General features: G+C 52.6%; 13 protein-coding genes. All 13 read right to left on the bottom strand.

Features of this window, described 5'->3' with window-relative positions; translation table 11 throughout:
• Positions 1–23: 23 nt before the first annotated feature.
• Positions 24–1,319 carry a phosphopyruvate hydratase gene (gene eno, locus ACEQ15_RS08120; RefSeq protein ID WP_370278612.1) on the bottom strand — a complete coding sequence of 432 codons (1,296 nt, stop codon included), beginning with the start codon at positions 1,317–1,319 and terminating at the stop codon, positions 24–26.
• Between the two features lie 30 nt (positions 1,320–1,349).
• Positions 1,350–2,978: a CTP synthase gene (locus ACEQ15_RS08125; protein WP_370278613.1), complete on the bottom strand. Its 1,629-nt coding sequence runs from the start codon at positions 2,976–2,978 to the stop codon at positions 1,350–1,352.
• Positions 2,979–3,032: 54 nt separating this feature from the next.
• A complete protein-coding gene (gene tilS / locus ACEQ15_RS08130) occupies positions 3,033–4,343 on the bottom strand; it encodes a tRNA lysidine(34) synthetase TilS (RefSeq protein WP_370278614.1) in 1,311 nt (436 codons plus the stop codon).
• A gap of 20 nt (positions 4,344–4,363) precedes the next feature.
• Complete coding sequence (accA, locus tag ACEQ15_RS08135) at positions 4,364–5,326, bottom strand: acetyl-CoA carboxylase carboxyl transferase subunit alpha (RefSeq protein ID WP_370278615.1); 963 nt, start codon at positions 5,324–5,326, stop codon at positions 4,364–4,366.
• Between the two features lie 145 nt (positions 5,327–5,471).
• On the bottom strand, positions 5,472–8,963 hold the full coding sequence (dnaE, locus tag ACEQ15_RS08140; RefSeq protein ID WP_370278616.1) for a DNA polymerase III subunit alpha: 3,492 nt from the start codon (positions 8,961–8,963) through the stop codon (positions 5,472–5,474).
• Between the two features lie 13 nt (positions 8,964–8,976).
• The gene (rnhB, locus tag ACEQ15_RS08145) at positions 8,977–9,573 is read right to left on the bottom strand and encodes a ribonuclease HII (RefSeq protein WP_370278617.1); all 597 of its coding nucleotides are present in this window, start codon (positions 9,571–9,573) and stop codon (positions 8,977–8,979) included.
• The gene (gene lpxB / locus ACEQ15_RS08150; RefSeq protein ID WP_370278618.1) at positions 9,573–10,730 is read right to left on the bottom strand and encodes a lipid-A-disaccharide synthase; all 1,158 of its coding nucleotides are present in this window, start codon (positions 10,728–10,730) and stop codon (positions 9,573–9,575) included. The genes rnhB and lpxB overlap by 1 nt, the downstream gene beginning before the upstream one ends.
• Before the next feature lie 9 nt (positions 10,731–10,739).
• Positions 10,740–11,510, bottom strand: a complete 771-nt coding sequence (gene lpxA / locus ACEQ15_RS08155) for an acyl-ACP--UDP-N-acetylglucosamine O-acyltransferase (protein ID WP_370278619.1) — start codon at positions 11,508–11,510, stop codon at positions 10,740–10,742.
• 2 nt (positions 11,511–11,512) lie between these two features.
• Entirely contained in the window at positions 11,513–11,950 is a 438-nt protein-coding gene (gene fabZ / locus ACEQ15_RS08160) for a 3-hydroxyacyl-ACP dehydratase FabZ (protein WP_282350228.1), read from the bottom strand.
• Positions 11,951–11,956: 6 nt separating this feature from the next.
• The gene (gene lpxD / locus ACEQ15_RS08165; RefSeq protein WP_370278620.1) at positions 11,957–12,997 is read right to left on the bottom strand and encodes a UDP-3-O-(3-hydroxymyristoyl)glucosamine N-acyltransferase; all 1,041 of its coding nucleotides are present in this window, start codon (positions 12,995–12,997) and stop codon (positions 11,957–11,959) included.
• Positions 12,997–13,494: an OmpH family outer membrane protein gene (locus ACEQ15_RS08170; RefSeq protein ID WP_370278621.1), complete on the bottom strand. Its 498-nt coding sequence runs from the start codon at positions 13,492–13,494 to the stop codon at positions 12,997–12,999. The genes lpxD and ACEQ15_RS08170 overlap by 1 nt, the downstream gene beginning before the upstream one ends.
• 9 nt (positions 13,495–13,503) lie before the next feature.
• On the bottom strand, positions 13,504–15,828 hold the full coding sequence (gene bamA / locus ACEQ15_RS08175; protein ID WP_370278622.1) for an outer membrane protein assembly factor BamA: 2,325 nt from the start codon (positions 15,826–15,828) through the stop codon (positions 13,504–13,506).
• Between the two features lie 51 nt (positions 15,829–15,879).
• Positions 15,880–17,235: an RIP metalloprotease RseP gene (gene rseP / locus ACEQ15_RS08180; protein WP_370278623.1), complete on the bottom strand. Its 1,356-nt coding sequence runs from the start codon at positions 17,233–17,235 to the stop codon at positions 15,880–15,882.
• Between the last annotated feature and the right edge of the window lie 4 nt (positions 17,236–17,239).

Genomic DNA, 17,239 nt, shown 5'->3' on the forward strand with positions numbered 1-17,239 from the left:
TTAATCTCTTATGATTCAGATAATTAAGCCTGACCTTTAATTTCAGACAAGCCATTGTATACAGCCTCGGCACCCAGCTCTTCCTCGATGCGCAGCAGGCGATTGTACTTAGCTACACGGTCGGAACGGCACAGGGAACCGGTCTTGATCTGACCAGCAGCAGTACCTACCGCCAGGTCAGCAATGAAGGTGTCTTCGGTTTCACCGGAACGGTGAGAGATCACGGCGGTGAAGCCTGCGTCTTTTGCCATCTTGATCGCATCCAGTGTTTCGGACAGGGAACCGATCTGGTTGAATTTGATCAGGATGGAGTTACCGATGCTCTGCTCGATACCACGCGCCAGGATCTTGGTGTTGGTTACGAACAGGTCGTCACCGACCAGCTGAACCTTGTCGCCGATCTTCTTGGTCAGGTACGCCCAACCATCCCAATCGGACTCATCCAGACCGTCTTCGATGGAAACGATCGGGTAGTTTTCAGTCAGGTTCGCCAGGTAGTCACCGAAACCTTCAGCGTCGAAGACTTTACCTTCACCCGCCAGGTCGTACTTACCATCTTTGTAGAACTCGGAAGCCGCGCAGTCCAGCGCCAAAGTCACGTCTTTACCCAGCTCGTAACCTGCGTTGGAGATCGCTTCTTTGATTACCACCAGCGCTTCTTCGTTAGACGCCAGGTTAGGCGCAAAACCACCTTCGTCACCTACAGCAGTGTTCAGGCCTTTCGCCTTCAGAACCGCCTTCAGGGCGTGGAAGATTTCTGCACCACAACGCAAACCTTCGGAGAACTTATCGAAGTTAACCGGCTGAACCATGAACTCCTGGATATCCACGTTGTTATCCGCGTGCTCACCACCGTTCAGGATGTTCATCATTGGCACAGGCAGAGAGAACTGACCCGCAGTACCGTTGATCTCAGCGATGTGCGCGTACAGTGGCTGACCTTTTTCAGTCGCTGCTGCTTTCGCCGCTGCCAGAGAAACCGCCAGGATAGCGTTCGCACCCAGTTTCTCTTTGTTTTCGGTACCGTCCAGCTCCAGCATTTTGTTATCCAGAGCACGCTGATCAGTCGCGTCCATTCCAACCAAAGCATCACGGATAGCGCCGTTTACCGCAGCTACTGCGTTCTGTACGCCTTTACCCAGGTAGCGGCTTTTGTCACCGTCACGCAGTTCCAGCGCTTCGCGGGAACCGGTAGATGCGCCGGATGGTGCGCAAGCAGAACCTACAACACCGGACGCCAGGATTACGTCAGCTTCTACTGTTGGGTTACCGCGAGAATCCAGAACTTCGCGCGCTTTGATATCAGCAATCTGTGCCATTCGATTAACTCCAGAAATTAATTAAATCTTTTACTGCTTCGCCTGATGGTCCAGTGCGGCTTTAATAAAGCCGGTAAACAGACCGTGGCCATCACGCGGGGTAGAAGTGAATTCCGGGTGGAACTGACAAGCAACGAACCATGGGTGATCCGGTACTTCCACCACTTCTACCAGCTCGCCGTCAACGGAACGACCGGAGATACGCAGACCCGCTTCCTCCAGCTTGGCTACGTAGTTGTTGTTCACTTCGTAGCGGTGACGGTGACGCTCGGTAACATCAGTAGCACCGTATGCAGTTGCTGCAGTAGAACCTTCCGCCAGGTGGCAGACCTGCGCACCCAGACGCATGGTGCCGCCCAGATCATCCTGTTCACCACGGGTTTCAACGCCACCTTCAGAAGTGGTCCACTCGGTGATCAGGCCGATAACCGGATGCTCTGCATCAGCTTTAAATTCAGAGGAAGTTGCGCCTTCGATACCTGCAACGTGACGCGCAAATTCGATAACCGCCACTTGCATACCCAAACAGATACCCAGGTAAGGCACCTTGTTCTCTCGGGCATACTTAACTGCCTGGATCTTGCCTTCCACGCCACGCTCACCGAAACCACCTGGTACCAGGATCGCGCTCATGTCTTTCAGGATCTCTACGCCTTCGCGCTCAACTCGCTCGGAGTCGATGTACTCGATACGTACTTTACGCTTCAGCGCGATACCCGCGTGGCTGATCGCTTCGATCAGAGACTTGTAGGCATCCAGCAGTTCCATGTACTTACCGACCATCGCGATAGTCACTTCACCCTCAGGGTTCAGGTGCGCATCCGCAACAGCGTTCCATTCCTGCAGATCCGGTTCGGAGCACTCCAGGTGGAAGCGCTCCACCACGATGTCATCCAGGTGCTGATCAGCCAGCATCTGAGGAATGTTGTAGATGGTGTCGGCATCTGGCAGAGAGATAACTGCGCGTTCTTCAACGTTGGTAAACAGAGACAGTTTACGACGGGAAGAGTCCGGCAGCGGGCGCTCGGAACGGCAGACCAGAATGTCTGGCTGAATACCGATAGAACGCAGCTCTTTAACAGAGTGCTGAGAAGGTTTGGTTTTGGTTTCACCGGCAGTGGCAATGTAAGGCACCAGTGTCAGGTGCATAAACATCGCACGGGAGAAGCCCAGCTCGGCCTTCAGCTGACGCACAGCTTCCAGGAACGGCAGGGATTCGATATCACCTACAGTACCACCGATCTCAACCAGAGCGACATCCGCATCACCGGCACCCTCGATCACGCGACGTTTGATCTCGTCGGTGATGTGAGGAATAACCTGTACGGTTCCACCCAGGTAGTCACCACGGCGCTCTTTACGCAGTACATGCTGGTAGATACGACCAGATGTAAAGTTGTTGCGCTTGGACATGGTGGTACGGATGAAACGCTCGTAGTGACCCAAGTCCAGGTCCGTTTCAGCTCCATCTTCCGTAACGAACACCTCACCATGCTGGAATGGACTCATTGTGCCTGGATCTACGTTAATGTAAGGATCCAGCTTCAGCATGGTTACTTTAAGACCTCGGGCTTCCAGAATAGCAGCCAAAGAGGCAGATGCGATGCCTTTGCCCAAAGAGGACACAACACCGCCTGTGACGAAGATATATCGCGTCATGCAGAACCTGTAATTCGTGATTAAAACGAGGGAAAAACGTTATCAAAGATGGGGCTACAGGATACCAAACGAACGCGTGCGGGACAATGCGAAGCTGTGCCACGATACGTTAAAACCGCCGCTTTTCGTGTCCCAATTTTCACAAACACAGATCCCGGGCACCGCAACGACTTCATCGCCTGATTTTAACAGCGGCCAATGGGCTTTTAACCAAGGGGGAATTCCAGCTTCCTGCAGCAGTTTTTTTACCGTGCAGCTGCCTCCGCGTCCTACTGGTCGGCAACGCTCACCGCTTTTGCGGCGCTCTAGACAGATACCATCCAAGGTTTTCAGCCCTACCTCGGAAGGCTCGACCAATAAATAGCCATCTCCTAACTTATGCTCTCCGGGACTCAACTCACTCAGATTGAGCGGCTCACCGGTTTGACGCTCCGTCAGGTACAACGCCTGCTGATAGCGACGGATCACCAGGCCACCCAGCCTGAGCTGTGGCTGTGCATCAGCCCTGGCGTCAATCAGCGTCTTCTGGATCTCCAGCAGCTGCGGTTGGTTTAACAACAATCCGCTTCCCAGTTCAACCCAGCGCCGCAGAAGATGATGCTGCCGTTCTTCGGAGAACCCTGCCATCTGAGTGAGCTGCAGCTCACCCAAACTACCAATCAAAGCAGAAAGGTCCCGATCCAGATACTCCGCCAACAACCGCTGCGACGCACCAAGCTGTTCTGCCGTCGCCAATCCACGCTGCCGAAAGCCAGGCCAACGCTTTTCGAGTACTGGTAGCACATTAAGCCGCAGGAAGTTGCGGTCATAACGATCCGACTGGTTGCTGGGATCGTCGATCCACTGCAAGCCATGCTGTTCGGCGTATGCTTCAAGCTCCTGGCGTAGCATGCCTAAAAGCGGGCGGTACAACATTCCCGATTCCAAATCACGGTTTTTCGGAATGCCTGACAACCCCTTCAAGCCGGCACCACGCAACAAACGGAAGAGCAGGGTTTCGACCTGGTCATCACCATGATGACCTAATAAAAGACAATCTCCATTCGTCATAATCGACTTAAAGGCTTCATAGCGTGCACGCCGCGCGGCATCTTCAGAACAAGACTCAGGAAAGGCATCGAGGGAGATATGTTTCAGCCCAAGTTGTTTAGCTTGATTCGCGGAGAACGCAGCCCAGCTATCCGCCGACTGCTGCAGATGATGGTTGACGTGTAAAACCAGAAGACGATCAGGAGGCAGAGTTTTGTTAGCCAGATGCAACAACACCTGGGAATCGAGCCCACCGCTATGACCGATTAGCCAGCGTTTGGGCTCGAGCATCTGCTGCAACTGCGCTTTAAAGCGTTTTTCAATTGCAGCAGACATCAGGAGAAGTAAGCTTTCACTTACTGTTCGGAATTGATTCCGTAAGCCATCAGGCGCTCGTAACGGCGCTCCAGCAGCTCATCTTCAGAGAAACCTTCCAGCTTCTCCAGTGTTTCCAGAAGGTGCTTCTTCAGGTTCGCAGCCATCAGCGCCTGATCGCGGTGTGCACCACCCAGTGGTTCACTTACGATCTGATCCACCAAGCCCAGCTCGAACAGACGATCTGCTGTAATACCCATCGCTTTCGCCGCATCGGATGCGCGCTCGGCGCTCTTCCACAGAATGGACGCACAGCCTTCAGGGGAGATTACAGAGTAAGTGCCATACTGCAGCATCAGCAGTTCGTCACATACACCGATTGCCAGCGCACCACCGGAACCACCTTCACCGATAACGGTCGAGATCACCGGGGTTTTCAGGCTGGACAGCTTCAGCAGGTTAAAGGCAATCGCCTCGGACTGACCACGCTCTTCTGCGTCGATACCCGGGTAGGCCCCTGGGGTGTCGATGAAAGTCATCACTGGCATCTTGAAGCGCTCAGCCATCTCCATCAGGCGCAGTGCTTTACGGTAACCTTCAGGACGCGGCATGCCGAAGTTACGTGACACCTTCTCTTTTACTTCGCGACCTTTCTGGTGACCAATTACCATCACCGGCTTGCCTTCGATACGTGCGATACCACCCACGATTGCCTGGTCGTCAGAGAAGTGACGGTCGCCGTGCAGTTCGTCAAAGTCGTCGAAGATGTGCTCAACGTAGTCCAGGGTGTATGGACGCTGCGGGTGACGTGCCAACTGGGAGATCTGCCATGCAGACAGATCAGAGAAGATGGATTCGGTCAGCGTACGGCTTTTCTCTTCCAGCTTTTCCAGTTCTTCGGAGATATTCAGACCGTCGTTGTCATCGCTGACCAGACGTAGTTCATCGATTTTTGCCTGCAGCTCAGCGATCGGCTGCTCAAAATCCAGGTAATTCGGATTCATGCTGTCCCGTTCTTATCAAAAATTCGTTACTTTGATCGGATCAAAAAATTGCACTAAGTGTACCTGCTTGCCCCTTTAAGGACCAGACTGGATAGGTCACTCATGCATCAATCTCTGCGGTTTATGCATTCCGACAGGAGATAGGTCAGTAACGCAGTCTGACCGCATCACCGCCAAATTTATCCATCAGCTTAATAATCAGGTCATCATTGGCCTGCACTGCCCAGCCGGAACCTAGTTTCAGCGTTGCCGCCGCATCTTCCCGACGGAAGCGTAGCGTCACCGGAAGAGACCCGTTTCCACGATAAGATTGCAAAATATCTGAAAGTTCTTTCAGGCGGCGACCGGCCAGATGACTGGCATCACAACTGATTTCAACGCTATTGGCGTACTGGGCACGGGCCTGCGGGATATCGAGCACTTTGCTGCCCTTAACCTTAATCCCCCCGGAGAAGTTATCCTCAGCCACCTCCCCTTCCACGATCAACACAGCGTCTTTGTTGATCATGTTTCGCGCCTGATCGTAGGTCTCGCCATAGAGGGTGACATCGATGCGGGCACTGCGGTCATCCAGGGTAACAAAGCAGATCGGGTCACCTTTCTTGGTTTTCTTCAGGCGCAGATCGACGACCAAACCTGCCATTTTTTGAGTGGCGCCACGCACTGGCTGAACTTCAACAATCTTTTTGCTGATAAAGTTACGCAGCTCTGATTCGTACTCATCGATCGGGTGACCGGTCAGGTACAGGCCCAGGGTGTCTTTTTCACCCTGCAGGCGCTCCTTGTCGGTCCACTCGCGTACCCGCTGGTATTTCTCGTATGGATCGCTCTCGGATTCCTCTTCCGCAGCACCGAACAGGTCGAACATACCCGCGTCCTGGTTGCGGGCACTTTGATCCGCTGCTTTCAGGGCATCGGGGATTGCCTCCCACAACACGGCACGGTGTGCGCCCATATTGTCCAGCGCACCGGAGCGAACCAGGGCTTCCAGAACACGTTTGTTCAGTTTCTTGGCCCCAACGCGTTCACAGAAATCGAACAGATCCTTAAATGGACCACCTTCCGCACGGGCCGACACAATGGCTTCAATCGGGCCTTCACCCACACCTTTGATTGCACCGAGGCCGTAGATGATGACGCCTTCGTCATTCACGGTGAACATATACTCACCGCTGTTCACGTCCGGCAGCGCCGGCGGAATACCCATCTGGCGGCATTCCTCAATGAAGATCACCACTTTGTCGGTGTTCTGCATATCGGAGGACATTACCGCCGCCATAAACGGTGCCGGGTAATGCGCCTTCAGCCAGGCCGTTTGGTAGGAGACCAGCGCGTAGGCCGCGGAGTGGGATTTGTTAAAACCGTAACCTGCGAATTTCTCTACCAGGTCGAAGATGTTCCCGGCCAGGTCTTTGTCGATACCGTTTTCAACAGAACCATCAAGGAAGGATGCCCGCTGCTTCGCCATCTCCTCCGGTTTCTTCTTACCCATCGCACGACGCAGCATATCTGCCCCACCGAGGGTATAACCAGCCATCACCTGGGCAATCTGCATTACCTGTTCCTGATACAGGATGATGCCGTAGGTCGGTTCCAGGACTGGCTGCAAACTGTCGAGCTGGTAATCCGGGTGCGGCCATGCCATCTCGGCACGACCGTGCTTACGGTTGATGAAGTCGTCTACCATGCCCGACTGCAATGGGCCCGGACGGAACAGCGCCACCAGTGCGACGATGTCTTCAAAGCGGGACGGCAACAGACGGCGTACCAGGTCCTTCATACCGCTGGATTCCAGCTGGAATACCGCAGTGGTCTCGGCTGCCTGCAACAGATCGAAGGTCTTTTTGTCCTCCAGATCGATCAGGGCGATATCGAGTGGCTCTTCACCCTGCTTCGCCTTTTTACTGTTTATCGTCTGCAGCGCCCAGTCGATGATGGTCAGGGTCCTCAGACCCAGGAAGTCGAACTTAACGAGCCCGGCTTCCTCTACGTCGTTTTTATCAAACTGGGTAACCAGGCCGTTACCCTCTTCATCACAGAGGGTGGCCGCGAAGTCTGTGAGTTTGGTTGGCGCAATTACCACACCACCCGCGTGCTTACCGGTACCACGGGTGACACCCTCCAGCTTGTAGGCCATATCCATGATCTCTTGAGCCTCTTCGCTGCTTGCAACGAAGTCACGCAGAAGCGGCTCCTGATCCATCGCCTTTTGGAGGGTGATACCTACCTCGAACGGAATCAGCTTGGAGAGTTTGTCGGCCAGACCGAATGGCTTGCCTTGCACACGGGCCACGTCGCGCACCACCGCCTTCGCAGCCATGGTACCGAATGTCACGATCTGCGATACCGCGTCCTTACCGTAGGTGCGGGCTACGTAGTCGATAACCTTATCGCGGTTATCCATGCAGAAATCGATATCAAAGTCGGGCATGGATACACGTTCCGGGTTCAGGAATCGCTCGAACAGCAGGTCATATTCAAGTGGATCCAGATCGGTGATCTTCTGCGCATAGGCCACCAGGGAACCAGCACCGGAGCCTCGTCCCGGCCCTACCGGAACGCCGTTTTCCTTACCCCACTTGATAAAGTCCATTACGATCAGGAAGTAACCTGGGAAACCCATCTGGATAATGATATCCAGCTCAAACTCCAGGCGGTCGTAATATTCCTTTTTTTTGGCTTCGTAGTCCGGATCTTGCCTATCGAGCAGAATTTCGAGACGCTCATCAAGGCCTTCGTAGGACACCTTACGGAAATAGTCATCCATCAACATCCCTTCCGGGATCGGATACTTCGGTAGATAGTAAGTGCCCAGTTCGATATCAATGTTACAGCGCTTGGCGATCTCTACCGTATTCTCGAGTGCGCTCGGAATATCCTCAAACAGCTCAGCCATCTCGTCCGCGCTGCGGAAGTACTGCTGTTCACTGTAATCACGCGGACGTGTTGGATCTTCCTGTACGCGCCCCTGGTTGATGCAGACTCGCACCTCGTGGGCTTCGAAATCATCCGGCTTGACGAACATCACATCGTTGGTAGCCACAACTGGGCAACCGGTTGCATGGGCCAAATCAACACTACCGTGTACGACCTGCTCTTCCCCGGCCCGCCCTGTACGCTGAAGCTCCAGATAGAAACGATTGGGAAAGATCTGCATCCAGCTTTCAAGCAGCGACTGCGCACTGCCATTGTCAGCCAGAATTGCACGCCCAATATCGCCGTCTTTCGCACCCGACAGCGCTATCAGCCCTTCTGACTTTGCTGCGATCCACTCCTTGGTAACAACAGCCTTATCCAGAACGTAGTTCTGCCCCTGCTCGTAGGCGAGTGAAATCAGCTCCATCAGGTTGCGATAACCCTTGCCGTTGTTGACCAACAGGGTTAGACGGCTCGGCGGTAACTCAGGCTGCTCCGGGTCATAAACCCACATGTCACTGCCACAAATTGGTTTAACGCCCGCACCTAACGCGGCCTTGTAGAACTTAACCAGGGCAAACAGGTTTACCTGGTCAGTCATTGCGACGGCAGGCATCGCATTGGATTTCGCGGCCTTCACCAGCTCTTTAACTCGAACCAGTCCATCAACCAGAGAAAATTCGGTATGCACCCGCAGGTGTACAAATTTAGGATCAGCCATAAGCGGTATGCCGTTATTCTGCAATCAATTCACGCACCGGACGAAAGCTTCGTCGGTGTTCAGCCAGTGGGCCATGTTTTTTCAGAGCTTCAAAGTGTGCGGAAGTAGGGTAACCTTTGTGTTTGGCAAAACCATACTCAGGGAAACGGGCATCCAGCGCCTTCATCTCCCGGTCTCGCACAACCTTTGCCAAGATAGAGGCAGCAGAGATCTCTTTGATTTTTGAGTCTCCCTTTACCACCGGCTCAGACGGGTAAGGTAATTCAGGACAACGGTTGCCATCCACATAAACATACTCGGGCTGAACTGACAGCCCCAATACAGCTCGCTGCATCGCCAGCATAGTGGCATGCAGTATGTTTAACTCATCAATCTCGGCCGGTGTCGCTGAAGCGACGCACCAAGCCAGCGCCTTCTCTACGATCTCGTCATAAAGGAGCTCACGCTTCTTTTCGGACAGTTTCTTTGAGTCCGCCAAACCCTCTATTGGCTTAGCCGGGTTAAGAATCACAGCGGCGGTCACCACGTTACCCACAAGGGGACCACGTCCTACTTCATCGACCCCAGCAATCACCTGCTGCTCCGAGAAGTCAAAGCCAAGACTTTCCATCAAAGTACGCCCCTTGACTGTAACAGGTGCACTACGGCATCAGCCGCTTTTTCGTCTGCATCCATATTCAGCTGTTCGTGGATCTGTGCAAAACGTGTAGCCAAATGTGAACGATAGGCATCATCCTGTAACGCTTTCAGGATCGCCGGCCCAAGTACATCGGGCGTTACATCGTCCTGCAGGATTTCCGGCACCAAAGACTCATCCGCCAATAGGTTAGGTAAAGAGATAAAACGACTCTTCACCATGCGGGAATAGATCGAATAGGTCAGCCCGGCCATTTTATAAGCTACAACCATGGGCTTTTGCAGCAGTGTTGCTTCCAGGGTAGCCGTGCCGGAGGCGATCAGTATCGCATCGGAGATCGCCATCACTTCGCGGGAATTTTTCATCACCAGCTGTACGTTAAGCTCGCCAAACTTCTCATTAATCAACTGGTGCAGCTGATCGTGCCGATGCTCGTTGGCGGCAGGAATCACAAAACGCACATTGTTGACACGTTCGGACAACCAACGCGCGGTTTCCAGAAACGGCTCGGACAGATACTTCAATTCACTACCACGGCTGCCAGGCAATATCGCAATGATCGTTTCCCCGTCTTTAACGGCAAAACGCTTGCGTGCCTCTGCGACATTCACGCCTGCTGGAATCTTGGTGGCGAGCGGGTGCCCCACAAATGCCACACTTTGCTGTGTAGGTGCGTAGTGCTGGGCTTCGAACGGGAACAGGCTTAACACAAGATCAGTGGTTTTCTTGATCTTGTAGATACGTTTTTGCTTCCACGCCCAGACCGATGGACTGACGTAATGGACCGTGGGAATACCTGCCTCCTTAAGCCAACCTTCAAGCTTAAGGTTAAAATCCGGTGCATCAACACCCACAAATAGATCTGGAGGATCAGCGAGAAAGTGATCTCTTAGCTTGCGACGGACTTCCAGCAGTTCACGCAACCGGCTTAACACTTCTACCAGCCCCATCACTGAAAGGCGCTCCATCGGAACATGTGACTGACAACCTGCAGCCAGCATCAGCTCACCACCAATACCCTCAAACTCAGCGTCAGGAAAACGTTTTTTCAGTGCCTTGATCAGTCCGGAGCCTAGGATGTCGCCGGAAGCCTCTCCGGCAACAATGCCGATACGAAGTGGTTTAGACACGGCAGTACCCTAACGGATAATGCCGCGTGGAGAATTTTCTAGGAAGGTAATCAGCGGAGTAACTTCTGGCGTTTTCAACGCCATCTCCTTGAGAGAGTCCAAGGCCTGATCGACCGTTAGTTTTTGACGGTAAATCACTTTATAGGCGCGACGCAGATCGCGCAGGGCGTCTGCCGAATAACCACGGCGTTTGAGCCCCTCGACATTTATACCATGGGGCTTCGCGGGGTTACCGGTGGCCATCACATAATCCGGCACATCTTTCAGCACTACTGTCCCGGCACCACACATAACGTGCGAACCGATATGACAGAACTGATGGACCGCAGTAAAGCCACCCAAAATCGCCCAATCACCGACATGCACATGCCCGGCAACTGCCACGTTATTTGCCATGATAACGTTATCGCCGACTACGCAGTCATGGGCTACATGTGCATTGGCCATAAACAGGTTATGGCTACCGATGATCGTTTCGCCCTTATCCTGAACGGTGCCCCGATGAATAGTGACACCTTCCCGGATTGTATTGTTATCACCGATCACCAGCGTAGTTGGCTCTCCGGCGTACTTCTTGTCCTGGCAGTCCTCGCCCACGGAAGCGAACTGGAAAATGCGGTTATTTTTTCCGATTGTAGTCGGTCCCTTAATGACTACATGCGGACCAATAACCGTTCCAGCACCGATCTCCACATTCGGCCCCACAATACTCCAGGGGCCTACCTCGACATCATCAGCAACCTTTGCAGACGGATCGATAATGGCACGGGCGTCAATCAAAATCAGACCTTCCTATCAGCACAGAGAATGGTGGCGGAGCTTACCATGTCGCCCTCAACCGTTGCTTGCACATCAAACTTCCAGATACCACGGCGTTCGGAAATCACCTTAGCTTCCAGTTTCAACTGGTCACCAGGCACTACTGGACGCTTGAAGCGCAGTTTGTCAGAGCCTACAAAGTAATAGATTGACCCATCCTGCGGCTTCTTGTCCATAGTTTTAAAGCCCAGAATACCTGCAGCCTGCGCCATCGCTTCCACGATCAAGACACCAGGCATTACCGGGTGATCCGGAAAGTGACCATTAAAGAACGGCTCGTTCACTGTCACATTTTTAATCGCAACGATGGAATCACCTTTCTCCAGCTCCAATACCCGATCAACCAACAGAAACGGGTATCGATGTGGCAAGTATTCGCGTATTTCGTTCACATCCATCATTGTCGCTTAACCTTTAGACCTATCAAGTTTTTCTTCCAGAGATTTTAATCGTTTGGCAAGTTCATCTAACTGACGAAACCTCACCACACTCCGCTTCCATTGTTTATGGGGCATCAAACCGGTTCCTGACGAATAGGCCCCCGCCTTTGCGACAGACTTCGAAACCAGCGACATCGCCGTTATATGGGTACCATCTGCGATATCCAGATGTCCGGTGATGCCTACGCCGCCTGCTACCGTGCAGCGGGCGCCGATTTTAGTACTTCCGGCAACTGCAGTACATCCTGCAATTGCACTATCTTCACCGATATTCACGTTGTGAGCGATCTGAATCTGATTATCGAGTTTGACGCCATCGGCAATAACCGTATCCGCAAGCGCTCCACGATCAATCGTAGTACCGGCACCAACTTCTACATTCGCCCCAATGCTCACACCGCCCAATTGACTGATCTTGACCCACTTCCCCTTATCCGGGGCAAAGCCAAAGCCATCAGCGCCAATTACTGCTCCACTGTGAATAAGTGAGTGGGCGCCCACCTTAATATCATCATACAGTGTTACGTTGGCGTTAATTCGCACGCCTTTGTCAATATGGCAGCGCGCACCCACAACTGTATTTGGACCGAGATAGGCGCCATCACCAATAACACTCTCGGCACCCACCACCACATTCGCACAGAGCTGGGCGGATTCAGAGACTTTTGCACTGGGATCTATCTGAACGCCATCCGCGGTTCCGGCTTTAAACACGCCCTGGCGTTCAAAATACCGACTTACCGTGGCATAACCCAGATATGGATTGCTCATAACCAATGCAGAACAAGGCGCGCTATCGGCATGCTCCTGCGCTACCAGTACCGCACTGGCCTGCGTGTTACACAGGCTATCGAGATATCGAGGGTTGGCAAAAAAAGAAAGCTGCCCGTATACCGCATCATCCAGCGTTGCCAGTCCTTCAACCACGCAGGCAGGATCTCCCCTCAGCTCGGCACCGAGAAGTTTTGCTAACTCATCAAGACGGAAGGAACGGTCTGTCGTAGACATTACTGCTTGTTCAGAAGTTCCACGACTTTAGCGGTAATATCCAACTCAGGCTTAGCGTAGGAGATAGCCGAGCGACTCAGAATAATATCGTAGCCTTCCTGCTGAATAAGATCGTTCACCACCTTATCCACTTTTGGTCGCATCTCGTTCATAAACGCTTGCTGGCGCTGCAGACCTTCCTGTTGCATCTCTTTACCACGACGCTGGTACTCAGCAAATGCTTTCTTAAACTGTTCCTGAAGCTGCTCAAGCTGCTCAGGCGACGCAAGTCCACGGTTGGCCTCCAGTTTTTCCTTCGCAGCTTTAGCCTGCTTCTCCAGATCAAGAAGATGTGCCTGCTTATCCGCCAGCTCTTCCTTTAAGCCAGCATCAAACTGTTTCGCCGCTTCAGTTGCGCGCAGAGCCTGCATCGCATCCAGCACAACAACCTTTTCCGCCATCACTTGGCCACTTAGCATCACAGCCAGAAGAAATCCTGCAAATTTAATCGGTTTCATATCCTCTCCTTAGAACGTGCGGCCAAATGAAAACTGGAAGAACTCGGTCTCGTCACCACTCTCTTCATTAAGCGGGGTTGCTAACACAAATGTCAGCGGCCCCATCGGGGTAATCCAGCTGAAAGCGAGGCCTGTGGAGTAACGAATTTCATCAAACTCGATACCTTCTTCACAGTTTGTCGCCGAGGCACCACAGCTGGTATCAAACACGTTACCTGCATCTACAAACAAAGACGTACGAGTACTGTTGCCTTCCGCGAACGGCGTTGGCACGATCAGTTCCAGGCCACCTGTCAGCAAGATATTACCACCAAACGGATCAGCACTGGCGCCATTGCGTGGCGTATCCTTTGGGCCTAAGGAGTTAGCTTCAAAGCCACGTACAGATCGAATACCGCCTGCATAGAAGTGTTTAAAGAACGGGTATTGGTTTCCGCCAAGATCATCGGCATAACCAATACGGGTCCAAACCTTGCCAACCCAACGCTCAGATTCTGTCAGTGGTTGATACATTCGCAACGAGTAACGCGCTTTGTAATAGGTCAGGTCACTTCCCGGAAGACCAAGTTCCAGGGAAGCATTTTGCACATAGCCATCGGTCGGGAAGATACCGCGGTTCAGGTGATTATCGCTCCAACTGATGTTACCAATCAGACCAAGATAGTCATCGCCTTCATCAGCGATAAAGTCGATAATCTCCTGAGGAGTCGTGCTGTTCGTCTTGAGGCTGATCTGTTCCAGTGTCGCACCAAAATTCAAACGCTGAAATTCATCGATTGGGTAACCGAAATTCACCCCAGCGCCTAGCTCATCCGTCTCGTAGGAAGAGACGTCATCTTCATCGAAATCACGCTCACGGTAGTAGAGTTTGTAACCACGACTCACACCATCAACAGTGTAATACGGGTCGCTACTACTGAAGCGATACTCAGTTGTGGAATCAGAGTTTGTAATACCAAACGCGACCTTACGACCGCTGCCCAGGAAGTTATCCTGTTCCACACTCAAGCCAAGGATCAGACCTGCCCCCTGAGAGAAACCCACACTTGCAGAAAATGAGCCCGATTGCTGTTCAACTACCGTATACTCGAGATCAACCTGATCGGACGTTCCCGGCACCGGGATGGTTTCAACATTTACGGTAGAGAAGAAGCCGGTACGTTCCAGACGAAGCTTTGAAGCATCGATATTTTTAGTCGAAGCAACACCTGCTTCCATCTGACGCATTTCGCGGCGAATTACTTCGTCTGATGTGCGGGTATTACCGCGAATAACGATACGTCGCACGTAAGTACGCTTACCCGGGTCCAGGAAGTAGTTCAGCGTAACCGTGTTGTCGTCATGGATCTCTGGGGATGGCGCTACGTTGGCAAACATATAACCCACGTTACCCAACTTTCGGTTCAGAGCTTCCTGCGACTTCACCATACGGTTTCGGGAAAAGGTATCACCAGCCTTTACGGTGATTACCTGCATCAGCTCTTCTTCCGGCACCACCATTTCACCGGCCAGATTAACGTCTCGAACACTGTACTTTTCACCCTCCGTGATGTTCACAGTGATATAAACGTGTTTTTTGTCCGGTGTGATAGAGACTTGGGTGGAGTCGATGGAAAACTTGATGTAACCCTGATCCATGTAAAAACTACGCAGACGCTCAAGGTCACCTGCCAGCTTTTCACGGGCGTACCGGTCATCATCGGTGTAAAAAGACCAAAATCCCGGCAACTGCAGCTCGAACTGTTTTTTCAGGGTTTCATCGTCAAACAGCTCATTACCAACAATATTGATGTGCTGGATGCTGGCAACTTTGCCCTCCTGGATATCAATATTCAGAGCAACGCGGTTACCCGGAAGGGTCTCGACCTCTGCATCTACCTGGGCACCGTAACGTCCCTGAGCCGCATAGATGCGTACTAGGTCTTGCTTGATCTGTTCCAACGTGGCCCGCTTGAACACATCACCTTCTTTCAGGCCACCTTGTTTGAGCCCCTCTAGAAGCTGCTCTTTCTTGAGCGCTTTGTTACCTTCAAGGCGAATCAGTGCGATCGACGGACGCTCACGCAGTTTGAGAATCAGTACGCCATTTTCACGGGCCACTTTCACATCGTCAAAGTAACCAGATGCAAATAGCTTACGCACCGCCGATGACAAACGCTGCTCATTAATCTCTTCGCCATTACTAATTGGAAAGTGTCGAAATACCAGACCAGGTGCAACCCGTTGCAGTCCCTCTAATCGAATATCGGTTACTTCAAAGGCGCTTTGTGCACTGCTGAACGTGCTTGCCAGAAAGACGATAACTGCGGCAAACAGCCTGTATCCTTGTTTCATGAAGTACTTCTTTAACAGTAGGTTGGTATTACGGACCCTTCCCGGCCCAATTTAAAGTCGCATGACGTCGTTGATGATCGCAACGGTCATCAACGTAAAGATAATTGCCATACCCAAGCGAAGCCCCGCCATCTGAATCCGCTCGCTGACAGGTTTCCCCCTCAGGAGCTCAACGGTGTAGTAGAACAGGTGCCCACCATCCAGCATCGGAATCGGCAACAGGTTCAAAACACCCAGACTGATACTGAGATAGGCAAGGAATCCGATAAACGTTTCCATACCGGACTCCGCTGAAGCACCGGCCACTTTAGCAATGGTAATCGGACCACTCAAGTTTTTTACTGAAATGACGCCTTCCAGCATCTTCCAGATAGACTCCAGGATCAGCGTAATCATCTGCCAGGTTTTCTCAACACCTTTACCCAGCGATTCCAGCACCCCAAAGCTAATCACGCGCTGCTGTTCCGGTGGCCATTCCACTTCAGCCACGCCCGCACCGATATAGCCGATTGTCGCATCACCGGACTGAAGAACTATAGGGCGCACATTGATGATCAACTCACGACCATCCCGCTCAACAAGCAACGCCAGGTTCTCGTCCGGCGAGCGCTGCACGTATTCAACCAGCGTGTACCAGTCTCCTATTGGTTCCTTATTGATCTCCAGAATGCGATCACCCACCTGCAATCCGGCCTGAGCGGCGACACCGTCATCCAACAAACGACCGATAACAGCAGGCACCTCAGGACTCCAGGCCACCAACCCCAACGCATTGACCGGTGATTGCGACTCAACATCAAACTTCCAGTTATTCAGCTGGACAACATACTCTTCCGGCAACGTTACACCGGGATATTGCATACGAAGGGTAAGCCCACCGCTCTCCCCAATGCGCGATGCGAGCAGAAGATTAACTGACTCCCAAGAGAGTGCCTCTTTTCCATCGACAGCGGTAATTTCACCACCAGCGCGCACATCAGCCAGTGCAGCAGGGGAACCAGGCACCACATCCATCACCGTTGGCTTTATGGCACTTACGCCATAAACAAACATGAACCAATAGGCCAGTACCGCAAACAGCAGATTCACCGCCGGCCCGGCAGCAACCACAGCGATTCGCTGCAACACCGGCTTACGGTTAAAGGCTTGGGATTTAAGTGCGTCAGGAACTTCCCCTTCCCGTTCATCCAGCATACGTACGTAACCGCCCAGGGGAATTGCGGCAAGTACGTATTCGGTGCCACTGCGAGGACTGCGCCAGCGCAATAGCGACCGCCCGAAACCGATAGAAAAGGTGAGGACTTTTACACCACAGCGACGCGCAACAAAGAAGTGCCCCCACTCGTGAATCGTAACCAGAATACCGAGGGTTACCAATGTAGCCAGCAGGGTTTGCAGAAGATCCATAAGC

The organism is Pontibacterium sp. (genome assembly GCF_964228735.1).
GTDB lineage: Bacteria > Pseudomonadota > Gammaproteobacteria > Pseudomonadales > Balneatricaceae > Pontibacterium.